Here is an 11,266-nt window from a genome sequence, read left to right as displayed (position 1 = left end):
ACAGCGCAAGCCGGGCAGCCACTGGGGAGCCGGGTCTTCGATCCGGAGGCGAGCGGACTGCTGGCGGTGGGGAGTGACACGGTGATGGGCACGGCGGAGCGGCGTGAGGCGGCAGCGGGCGGTACGGCGCTGCGGGACCCCGAGGCACCGGATCGCGACATTCCGGCGAACGGGCACGTGACAGCGGCGGGGTACGGCGGTACGGCCCACGGGTACGAGTCGCCGGAGCGCAAGGTCCCGGCGGCGAGAGGCGCGGACGCGGCGGACCAGGGCGTTCGGCCGACCGGTGGGGCGGACATGGGCGGTGCGTCCACCGCAGGACAGGCACGGACGGGCTACCGGCAGTTGTGGGTGGAGGAACCCGCGCGTCGGCGCCGGATGCCCGACCCGGTGCGCACGGCGGCCGTACGCGCGGTGCTCGTCATCGCCGTGACGCTGATTCAGGCCATGGTCGCCTTCCTGTGCACCCTGGCCGGGTCCTGGCTGGCCTTCCCCATGGTGATCAGCAGTGTGGTGAGCACGGTGCTGGCCACCTGGGGCGCGCTGGACGTCTGGGTGACCCGGCAGGTGTGGAACCAGCGCAACGGCGTGGTGTCGACGCCGAGCAGCACGGCGCGTTCACTGCGCCGCGAGCGGCGCCGGGCGCAGCGGCAGGCCCGGGTCGCCCAGCGCGCGCAGGAACGGATACGCAGGCAGGGCGGCGCGGGACGGCTGTCCCACTCCTGAGGCCGGTCGCAGGCGGGCGGGGCGGAGAGCGGCCGGAGCCGACGCGGGCTTCACCGTGCCGCCCCGTGCCGGGACGACCGGACGGGGGGGCCGATCACCTAGCCCGGCGTGGGCGGTTGGGATGCGGCGGCTCGACCGCGGCGCCCACAGGGCGCCCACAGTCCGTACTCCCCACCTCATTCTCACCTGCGCCCGTCGCGCGCCCCCCGGGGCCACGGAGGTCGCCACGGGGGGGCCGAGGACAGCCTGATCAACTGGCGTTCGGCGCGGGGCGTTTGAACATCCGTGTCGCCGTGATCTCGCTGTGCACCTGCGTCCCCTCGCCTTCCGCGGCGGGAGCCTGCTGGGGCAGCCCCGGCCGGAGGTGTTCCTCGACCCTGATGTACTTCAGGCCCGCCCGGAGGTCGGCGTCGTTGCGCAGACGGATGACCAGGGGGAACTCCGCCAGCGCCGTCGTGTCGAACAGGCCGGTGGTGTAGAGGAGCTGCACGCCGAGGGCGTCCGAGACCGCGCGCTGGAGCTCCAGCAGATAGGTGGCGTTGGCGCGGCCGATGGGGTTGTCGAGGAACAGCGTTCCGGCGTGACGGTGCTTGTCCCGGCCCCGGTCGTTGCTCCTGAGCGCGGCCATCGTGCAGTACAGCGCGATGGCCGCGGTGAGCAGCTGGCCGCCGGAGAACACATCGCCCATCTGACCGACGGGGACGCGTTCGGCGCGCAGCACGGCGTCCGGCTTGAGGATCTCGACGGCGACGCCCTTGGGCTGGAGGGCCGCGCCGACCCCGCGCAGCAGCAGCGACATGCCGTCGCGTCGCAGGTCGGAGTTCTTCTTGACGGCCGCCCTCGTCGCCTCGTCGATGACGTCGCCGAGCCGTTCGGTAAGAGTGGCCTGATCGGGCTCCTCGAAGCGGATGCGCAGGAACTCCTGGCCGGACCACTCACCGAGCCCCTCGGGCAGGCGGGAGAGGCGCTGCGCCGAGCGCAGGGTGGCGAGCGCGGACTCGACGAGCCCCCTGAGCCGGTCCACGATCGAGTCCCGGTTGCGCTCCAGTTGCTCCAACTCGTCGGTCAGGACACGCAGTCGGGGGGCGAAGGCGTCCGCCCACTTCTTCGCGTGCTCCGGCAGCGCGGAGGCGGGCAGCTCACGGATCTGCTGCCGCGCGGGAGTGCGGACCTGCTCGTAGCGCGTGGAGTTGGCGTGCCGCACGAGGACGTCACTGGCCTCGCGGACGGCGGACTCGGCGGCGGACAGGTCGGCGGCGCAGCCGCGCAGGGAGCGGCGGGCCTCGGCGGCCGACTGCCGGGCCTCCTCCAGGGTGCCGGGGTAGGGCTCGGGCTCCTCCTGCTCCTCCTCCGGGGTGTGCTCGCGCAGCAGGTCGCGGAGCATGGCGGCGATCTCGTCGAAACCGCCGGCCGCGTCCTCGGCGGCCCGGTGGGCGGCCAGGAGTTCGGCGTGGGCCTCGCGGGACTGGTTCAACGCCTCGGTGCGGGAGGCGAGTTCCGCGGTCGCGGTGCGCAGCAGCGCCTGTGCGTGCTCGGCGTCGCGCGGCTGGAGCTCCTCGGACAGCTCGGTGTGGGCCTCGCCGTCCTCGGGTGCGTGTCGCTCCGCCTCGCCGCGCAGACGTCCGAGCTGTTCGCTCGCGGTGGACATGCGGGTCTCCAGCAGCTGGACCAGCTCGTCCGCGCGGGCGGCGGCGGCCTGCCGGGACGGCCCGTCGGAGCCGTCGGGCGACTGCAGCAGCAGCTCGGCGCGCGTTCGGACCTTGTTGCTGAGCCGGTCCAGCTCGGTGCGGGCCGCGCTCTCGTCGCTCTCCGCGCGGGCCTGCTCGGCCCGCAGGTCGGCGCCGACGCCGACCTTCTCGTACAGCTGGGAGGCCGCCCGGTAGGCCTCGCGAAGGGCCGGAAGGGACGCCGTGGCGGCGTCCGTGCCGTCCTGCGGAACGTCGTCCGGGGCGCCCGCGATCTCGGCGCGTTCGGCGCGCAGCGCCCGCGCGGTGCGGCGGGCGTCGTCGGCGGCGCGCTGTGCGCCCCGGCGGTCCTCGTCGGCGGCGCGGGCGCGCTCCAGGCAGGCCTGGGCGCGGGCCTCCGACTCGGCCGCCTCGTCGGCGAGTTCACGCACCTTGACCTGCCAGCCGGCGCGCTCGCGCAGCCGGAAGGCGAGGCCGGCCAGGGCGTCGGCGGCGCGCCGGGCCTTCTGCGCGGCCTCCTGGCGCTCGTCGCGCACCTGGGCCGCTTCGGCGGCGGTCTCGTCGGCCTCCGCGCGCACGGTCCGCGCCTCGGCCAGCTCGGCCTCGGACTCCTCGGCGAAGGCGCGCGCCTCCCCGGCGGCCTGCGCCAGCTCGGTGAGCCGCCCGGCCGGACAGCCGGTGCGCCAGGAGGCGAGCCGTGCCGCGAGTTCCCGGTCCTTGCCGAGCCTGGCCGCGAGCCGGCGGATGTCCTCGTCCCGCTCGGTTGCCCGCGCGCGCAGCGTCTGCCGTTCCTCGTCGGCGGCGTGTTCGTCGTGCATGGCCGGGTTCGGCGGGACGAGGAAGACGTCGCCGCTGTCGGCGTCGCCCGGCGGGGTCGGTGCGAGCAGGGCGGCGGCGGTGCCGACGGCCACGGCCGAACGCGGCAGCAGCGCGGCTTCACCGAGCGCTTCACGCGCGCGTGCGTGCGAGTGGGGGTCGGTGATGATCACGCCGTCGACGAGCTCGGGCCGGGCGGCGAGCACCCGTGCGTGGTCGGCCGGGTCGACGGCCTGCGCGAGGTAGCGCCAGCCGGGCAGTGCGGGGATTCCGTTCTCGCCGAGGAACTCGACGGTGGCCAGCACGTCCGGGCCGGGCGGCAGGAGTCCCCCGTCGCCGAGCGCGCCGAGGATGCGCGAGTCGTCGGCGGCCGCGGTCCGCAGCTCGAAGAGCTGCCGTTCGGCGGAGGAGACGGCGTCGTCGAGGAGTTCGCGCAGTTCGTCGGCGCAGCGGTCCAGGTCCTCGGGGCTCAGCAGGGGACCGTGGTCCGCCTCGCCGTCCTGCCGCGGCTGGGGGATCTGGCGCCGCACACGGCCGCCGGTGAGCCCGAGCAGTTCCGCGAGCCGTTCCTCCCCGGCCAGGGCCTCCGCGAGCCGTCGCTCGGCCTCGTAGGACCGCTGTGCGGCCGTGGCCGCGTCGGCGGCACGGGCCGCGGTGAGTTCGGCGCGGGACTCGGCCGAGGCCGCCTCGCGTGCGTGCTCGCCGGCTCTGCGCGAGGCTTCGCGGGCGGTGTCCCAGGCGGCGACGGCCGTCTTCTCGGCGTCGCTGGCGGCGAGCGCGGCGCGCGCGGGATCGGCGTCGGGCGAGCTGTCGTCGAGCCAGCCCGCGCGTACGGCCTCGGCGGTCTCCTGCTCGACCTCGGCGAGGCGCTGGCGGAGGTGCCCGACCTCGCTGCGGGCGCGCTGGGCGTCGGTGGCGGCGGACGTGGCGTCCCGGTGGGCCGACTCGCCGACCTCCTGGAGGGCGGCCGAACGCTCCTCCTCCTCGTTGGCGAGGTTCTCGGCGCTCTCGGCGGCCGCGTGCAGGGCCCGTACGAGGTCCACGGCGGCCCGGGCGCGAGCGGCGAGGGCCGGGGCGGCGTCTCGCTCGGCCTCCTGGATCGCGGCGGACACCCGCGCGACGCGGTCGGCGGCGGCACGATGGCGCAGCACCGCTTCGGCGGCCTGCCATGCGGAGTGCAGGGTGCGGGCGTCGGCGAGTTCGCGCTTCTGGGCGGCGGCCGACTTCTCCGCGGCCGCGAGTGCCAACGAGGCGTGTCGGAAGGCGAGTTCGGCGGCGATCAGCGCACTGCGCTCCCGCGCGCCCTCGGAGTGGGTGACGGCGTAGGCGGCGGCCGTGACCCGCTGGGCGAGATCGCCGGCCCGCAGCTTCTCCCGCACCCCCCGCGCGGACAGCCGCCGGGCCAGCGCGCGGGTGCGCCGCTCGGCCCCGGCGTGGACGTCGCGCGCGCGTGCCCGCGCCTCGGCGGCCTCGACGATCCGGCCCAGCAGGTCCGCGGACCCGGCGGTGAAGTCCCGTTCCGCGATGAGCTCGGCGCGTCGGCCGAGCTTGTTGCCGAAGCCGCTGACCAGGTCGGCGAGCCCGTCGGTGTCCCGTGTGTCGGTCACGGCGCGCAGCAGCAGGTCGGTGAAGTCGGAGTCCTTCTTGACCGCGAAGAGGCCGGCGGCCTCGCCCTCGTCGGCGTTCATCTCCCGCTGGTAGCGGAAGAGTTCGGGGTCGAGACCCAGTTCGCCGAGGTGTTCGATCCACCGGTCGTGGATCTCCTCCCAGTGCACTTCCAGGTGCGGATACGCCTTCCCCGCCTCGGTGATGGCGTCCCGGAACCCCTTCATGGTGCGTCGGCGGCCCCGGGCGCCGGAGACGCCCTCGACCGGCGGGCGCACGGCGGTGGACTCGGCGACGGGCAGGTTGTCCAGGCTCAGCCCGGGTCCCGGCCGGAAGGAGTACCACGCTTCGGCGAACTTGCGGGGGTCGTTGGAGACCTGCCGCCCGCGCCACTCGCTCGCCTTGCCGACGACCACGCACTCGCCCGTGAGCACGTGCTGCCACTCCAGCGCCACGTGTCCGCAGTCGTCGGCGAGCAGGAACTTGCGCAGCACGCCGGAGCTGGCCCCGCCGAGGGTGTTGCGGTGCCCGGGCAGCATCACCGAGAAGATCAGTTTGAGCAGGACGGACTTGCCGCCGCCGTTCTCCAGGAAGAGCACGCCGGCGGGCGCGGGGCGGCGCGGCGGGCCTACGGGCTCCTCCTCGAAGAACTCCGCCTGCGTGGGGGCGGGGTCGGGCACGACGTCGCCGACGCCCCGCAGGTCAAGCACGGTGTCGGCGTAGCGCGCACCGGCAGGACCGATGGAGTAGAGGCGGACCCGGGACAGCTCGTACATGGCGGACTCTCGTAAGTCTTCGGCAGATCGGGGGGCGAGGAGCGCTGGGGGCTCGTGGAGGCGCTGGGCCGCTAGGAGTGGAACGGAAGGCCCGCGTCGGCCACCAGCTCCAGGTCGTCGCTCTCCTCGGCGGGCAGCAGGGTGGGCGTGCCGTCGGTGACCGGGACGACGCCCAGCTCCAGCAGTTCGGCCATGGCGGCGCTGCCGGCCATGTCGCGCACCTGGAGCTGGTAGCGGGCGGTCGTGCGGTAGGTGCCGCCGTTGTCGTCGCCGGTCCGCTGCAGGAATCCGGAGTCGGTGAGGAACGCGACGGCCTTGCCGACGATGCCGGTCGTCGAACCGGCGAGTCTGCGCGCGTCCTTGGTGGCGCCGGTGGAGCTGCGTCTGGCCCAGATCCGCCAGGCGGCCTCCAGGCCGGGCGCGTCGGTCGCGGGGTCGGTGTTCACGCCCTGCTCCTCCGCCCGTTCCTCCAGCCGTCGGCAGGCCTGGCGGACGAAGGCGTCGACTCCGTTGACGCTGACCCGCCCGATGTACCCGTCGTCGGCCAGGTCCTCGGGCCGCGGGAACGCCATCGCGGCGACGGCGAGGTGGGCGAGGCCGTGCAGGAAGCGGTCGCCGCCGTCGGCGGAGGCGCGGCGTGCGTAGTCGCCCATGCGCACGGCGAACACCGAGTCCTCGGCGGCGGTCACGGCCATTCCCGCGCGCGGGGACACCTCCAGCACGATCAGTCCGAGCCCGGCGGCGACGGCGTCGGCGAGCCGGGCGAACGCGGAGTCCTCCCGGTAGCGCCTCAGCAGCTCCGCGTACTCCTGGTCGCGCGCGGGCTGCAGTTTGGGCTGCAGCCCGAAGGCGACGAGCCGCGCCGCGTCGGCGGCGTCGGCGGGGGTGACGGCGGCGGAGGCCGGTGGGGCGGCGGCCTCCGGTTCACTCCGGTCGACGTGCTCGGTCACGGCTTCGGCTCCTTGCTGTTCTCGTGCGGGTTCGTTCGGTTCCCGGCCCGGCTCATGCCGCCTCCGTGCGGTCCGCCGCCATCCCCGCGGCGTCCAGCAGGGCCGTGCCGACGATGAGATCGGCCCCGCCGAACTCCGGATCGTCCAGCTCGGTCCCGTCGTCCACGGCGAACAGCAGCTTCTCCTCGCCCTGGCGGTAGGCGGTGCCGACGGCCGGGCTGGCCGCGTGCACGGCCAGCAGGGCCACCAGGTAGGGCAGATCGGGGTCGGCGCGACGAGCCTCGGCCAGCAGCCCCGACAGCCGTCGCGGCGCGTCAGCCGGCAGGTCGAGCAGTTCCATCGCCGCGGCCAGCTGCTCTTCGCTGAACCGGCTGTCGTCCGGCGTGGCGATGAGGTCCGGCTCCGGCATCTCCGCGCCCAGGTGCTCCCGCTCCAGGGGCGGTGTCAGCAGCAGGTCGACGAGATCGCCCACCCGCACGGACACCGGGGTGCGCAGCCCGGTGCCGTGGGCGAAGAACGCGTCGGTGACCCGGACCGCCTGCTGCAGCGGCAACGGGAGGACGGGGGCGAGGAGGTGTCCGTAGAGGTCGATGCCCGAGGACGTCATGGGGGTGGCGAAGGCCTGCCGGTCCTGCTCGGCGCGGAACAGCGGGCCGGCCTCCAGCAGGCGGGACTGCAGCTGCGTGTGCCGGCGGATGCAGTCCTTGACGATGTCGACGAGCTCGGCGGCCCGGCGCTTGTTCTCGGCGTCCTCGATCTCGTCGCGGGCCTTGCGGATGTTGGTGAGGATCGCGTTCTCGTGGCGGTACCGGTCGGCGACGTGGTCGAGGGCCTCGGCGATCATGTCGGGCACCGCGTTGAGCCAGTCCACCGCGCGCACGTTGCGCCGGGTCGCCTCCAGCGCGCGGCGCAGCGTCTCCGAGTACTGCACGGTCCGGTAGCGGGCCTGTTCGGCGGCCAGCTGGGCGTCGGCGAGGCGGCCCCGGCGGATGAGCACCTCGAGCTTGACCTCGGCGGCGATCTGCGCGCTGGTGACGTCGGTGTCGAGGGCGCCGACGAGGACGTTGACGGCTTCGTCGGTCGTGCGGAGGTAGACCGCTCCGCCGTAGCCGGGCACCTCCTCGATCAGCTTGAAGTCGTAGTCGCGGCGCACGTACGTGCCGTCCGGCGCGAACATGCCGTACGCGGCGCGGAAGCCGCGGTCGACGCTGCCGACGTTGATCAGGTTCTCCAGGACCCAGCGGGCCACCCGCTCGTGCTCGGCGACGGGCCGCCGGGGAGCCTGTGCGGCGATGCGCGGCAGCAGCCGGGCCACTATCTGGTCGTGGTCGGCGCCGGTGTCGAAGTCCATGTTGAGCGTGACGAGGTCGATGGCGGCGAGGGCGATCTCCGCCATGCCGTAGACCGAGTACTCACCGGCCAGGTTGGCCTTGCGCGCGTCGAGGTCGTGGATCGGCGCGGTGCAGGCGAGCGCGCGCAGCCGCCGCGCCAGCCCCTCGTCGGCGGCCGGACCCTGAGCGGGGCGCGGCCCCGCGCTGAGCTGGGGCGGAACACGGTCCGTCGAAGCAGGCGAAGTCACGGTGCACAGACTAGGTCCTCGGTCTGACATCGACCCAAACGACGCAGAAGCGACCGCCGTCACAGAGGCGCGAGAGCCCTCAGTCGCCGACGACCGGTTCGGCGCTCACCCGCCGCCGGTAGACCTCGACCACCCGCTCCAGCGAGTCGGCCAGGTACACCTCGAGCAGTTTCTCCGCCCCTTCCCGGTCGCCGGCCTGCAGGGCCTGCAGGATCTGGCGGTTGCGCTGGAGGTACGGCTCGTGCAGCCGGCGCGGCTCGTCCACCAGGTGGAAGGCCAGCCGCAGCTCGGCGAAGACGCTGCGCATCAGCTCGTCGGTGCGTGCGCTTCCGGCCAGGGCCACCAGCTCCCGGTGGAAGTGGAAGTTGGCCGTGCCCAGTTCTTTCCAGTCGTTCTCGACGGCCGCCACCTGTCCTTCCGTGACGCTCGCCCGCAGGCCGTCCAGCGCGTACGGAGGCTCCCCGAGACCTCGCACGACGGCGCACTCGACGAGCGCGCGCGTGCGGTAGATGTCCTCGACGTCCTCCACGGTCAGGACCCTGACGAACACGCCCCGGTTCAACTGGTGGACGAGCAGGCGCTCGTGGGTGAGCAGGCGGAACGCCTCGCGCAGCGTGTTGCGCGAGACCCCGAGGGCTCCGCCGATGCTGTCCTCCGAAAGCCGGGTCCCGGGCGGGAAGTAGCCCTCGGCGATACGGCTCCGGAGGATGTCCGAAACCCGTTCCGCCGTGCTCGTCCGGCCCAGAAGGGCGCGGTCGTCCGCCAGTCCCGCCAGCTGCTCTGCCATGCCCGGAATTGAACCGCAGACCCGAGAACGAGACAACAGGGGTATTGAAGAATCGTTCAACGATCCTCTACCTTCCTTTCCACGGCACCGCCCCGCCCCCACCGCGGCGACCCGCCTCCCGCACGGCACTGCTCCTCCCAGCACCCTTCGTCCTCCCTCAGCGAGGTGCCCCATGAGCACTCCCCTCCCACCGCAGGCCACGGCCGCCGACGACGCCCACCGCCCGACGGGCGAACACGCCCCCGACGACGGCGCGCTGGCCTGGCTGCGCGCCCTCGGCCCGCGCGGCCGCCGCGCCTTCGCCGGCGCGTTCGGCGGCTACGCCCTCGACTCCTACGACTACTTCACCCTGCCGCTGAGCATGGTCGCGCTGGCCGCGTACTTCGGGCTGGACAGCGGCCAGACCGGCCTGTTCACCACCGTCACCCTGGTCGCCTCCGCGATCGGCGGCGCCGGCGCGGGCGTCCTGGCCGACCGGATCGGCCGGGTCAGGGCCCTGATGATCACGGTGATCACGTACGCGGTGTTCACCGTCGCCTGCGGCTTCGCGCCCAGCTACGAGACGCTGCTGGTCTTCCGGTCCCTGCAGGGTCTCGGGTTCGGCGGCGAGTGGGCGGTCGGCGCGATCCTGGTCGCCGAGTACGCGAGCGCCAGGCACCGGGGCCGCACCCTCGGCGCGATCCAGAGTTCCTGGGCCGTCGGCTGGGGTCTCGCGGCGCTCGCCTACACGCTGGTCTTCTCGTTCTTCGGCGACGACGTGGCCTGGCGGATCATGTTCTGGACGGGCGCGCTGCCCGCCCTGCTCGTCGTGTGGATGCGGCGCCGGGTGCAGGACGCGCCGGAGGCGACGGCCGCACGGGAGCGGAGCACCGAGAAGGGCTCGTTCCCCGCGATCTTCAAGGGCCCGCTGCTGCGGACGACGCTCTTCGCGGGCCTGCTCTCCACCGGTGTGCAGGGCGGCTACTACACCCTGGCGACCTGGGTGCCGACGTACCTGAAGTCGGAGCGCGGCCTGTCGGTGGTGGGCACCGGCGGCTATCTGACCTTCCTGATCTCGGGGGCGTTCCTCGGCTACCTGACCGGCGGGTACCTCACCGACCGCCTGGGCCGGCGCCGCAACATCTGGCTGTTCGCCCTGCTGTCGGCGGTGTGCATCCTGGCGTACGCGAACATCCCGAGCGGCGCGGACACCCTGCTGCTCGTGCTGGGCTTCCCGCTCGGGTTCTGCATGTCGGCGATCTTCAGCGGCTTCGGGTCGTATCTGAGCGAGCTGTATCCGACGGCCCTGCGCGGCACGGGGCAGGGCTTCACGTACAACACCGGCCGCGCCGTGGGCGCCGTCTTCCCCACCACGGTCGGTTTCCTGGCCGACAGCTGGGGTGTGGGCGGCGCGCTGGTCTTCGGCGCCATCGGCTACGCCATCGCCGCCCTGGCGCTGCTGGGGCTTCCTGAGACGCGCGGGAAGGAACTGGTGTGAACCGTCCGATTCTCACGCAGGACCGTCGTGAGCCCCTCACCGAGGACCGTCCCGTCACGCTAGTCGAGCGGCACGCGCACGCGTGGAGCCCCGCGACCGCCCGGGCCCGCTTCCGGGACGGCCTGGCGGGCCCCACGGCCGGCGTCGCCGCGGGCCACACGCAGGTCAACCTGATCTCGGTACCCGCGGACTGGGCGTACGACATGCTGCTGTTCTGTCAGCGCAACCCGAAACCCTGTCCCGTCCTCGACGTCACGGACGCCGGCTCCTGGACGACCGTGCTGGCCGAGGGCGCGGACCTGCGCACCGATCTGCCGCGCTACCGGGTGTGGGCCGACGGGGAGTTGGTGGACGAACCGACGGACGTGCGCGGCTACTGGCGCGAGGACCTGGTGTCGTTCCTGATCGGCTGCAGCTTCACCTTCGAGTGGGCGCTGTCCGGGGCGGGCGTCCCGATCCGCCACCTCGAACAGGGGCGCAACGTCCCGATGTACGTGACGAACCGTCAGTGCCGTCCGGCGGGACGGCTGCACGGGCCGATGGTGGTGTCGATGCGTCCGGTCCCGCCGCAGCACCTGGCGGCCGCGATCCGGGAGAGCAGCCTGCTCCCGGCGGTGCACGGCAGCCCCGTACACTGCGGCGATCCGTCGGGACTGGGCATCGCCGACCTCGGACGGCCCGACTTCGGCGAGCCGGTGGAGGCCGAGCCGGACGACATCCCGGTGTTCTGGGCCTGCGGCGTCACCCCGCAGGCCGCGGTGACGGCCTCGCGCCCGCCGTTCGCCCTCACCCACGCCCCGGGCCGGATGTTCCTCACCGACGCCCGCGACGAGCAGTACCGCGTGGCCTGAGAAGGAGAAACGAA

Annotated in this window: 7 protein-coding genes; 3 read left to right on the top strand and 4 right to left on the bottom strand. The window is 73.8% G+C overall.

Annotation, left to right across the window (positions count from 1 at the left end):
• Positions 1 to 84 precede the first annotated feature (84 nt).
• Positions 85 to 726, top strand: a complete 642-nt coding sequence (locus ACZ7DE_RS19620) for a hypothetical protein (protein ID WP_470762858.1) — start codon at positions 85 to 87, stop codon at positions 724 to 726.
• Between the two features lie 250 nt (positions 727 to 976).
• On the opposite strand, the gene ACZ7DE_RS19615 is transcribed toward ACZ7DE_RS19620, so the two are convergent.
• From ACZ7DE_RS19615 to ACZ7DE_RS19600, 4 genes are all read right to left on the bottom strand, one after another.
• Positions 977 to 5,608: a hypothetical protein gene (locus tag ACZ7DE_RS19615; protein ID WP_470762774.1), complete on the bottom strand. Its 4,632-nt coding sequence runs from the start codon at positions 5,606 to 5,608 to the stop codon at positions 977 to 979.
• Positions 5,609 to 5,679: 71 nt separating this feature from the next.
• Complete coding sequence (locus ACZ7DE_RS19610; protein WP_470762772.1) at positions 5,680 to 6,558, bottom strand: hypothetical protein; 879 nt, start codon at positions 6,556 to 6,558, stop codon at positions 5,680 to 5,682.
• Positions 6,559 to 6,610: 52 nt separating this feature from the next.
• On the bottom strand, positions 6,611 to 8,137 hold the full coding sequence (locus tag ACZ7DE_RS19605) for a hypothetical protein (protein WP_470762770.1): 1,527 nt from the start codon (positions 8,135 to 8,137) through the stop codon (positions 6,611 to 6,613).
• Positions 8,138 to 8,216: 79 nt separating this feature from the next.
• Positions 8,217 to 8,924 (bottom strand): GntR family transcriptional regulator, encoded by a 708-nt coding sequence (locus tag ACZ7DE_RS19600; protein ID WP_470762768.1) that lies wholly within the window; start codon positions 8,922 to 8,924, stop codon positions 8,217 to 8,219.
• Between the two features lie 172 nt (positions 8,925 to 9,096).
• Here ACZ7DE_RS19600 and ACZ7DE_RS19595 point away from each other — a divergent pair, with 172 nt between their 5' ends.
• A complete protein-coding gene (locus ACZ7DE_RS19595) occupies positions 9,097 to 10,401 on the top strand; it encodes an MFS transporter (protein WP_470762766.1) in 1,305 nt (434 codons plus the stop codon).
• Entirely contained in the window at positions 10,398 to 11,252 is an 855-nt protein-coding gene (locus tag ACZ7DE_RS19590; RefSeq protein ID WP_470762764.1) for a putative hydro-lyase, read from the top strand. The genes ACZ7DE_RS19595 and ACZ7DE_RS19590 overlap by 4 nt, the downstream gene beginning before the upstream one ends.
• Positions 11,253 to 11,266: the final 14 nt, after the last annotated feature.

It is taken from the genome of Streptomyces sp. NPDC037083, from assembly GCF_055606485.1.
This window is presented reverse-complemented; position numbering and strand designations above follow the sequence as displayed.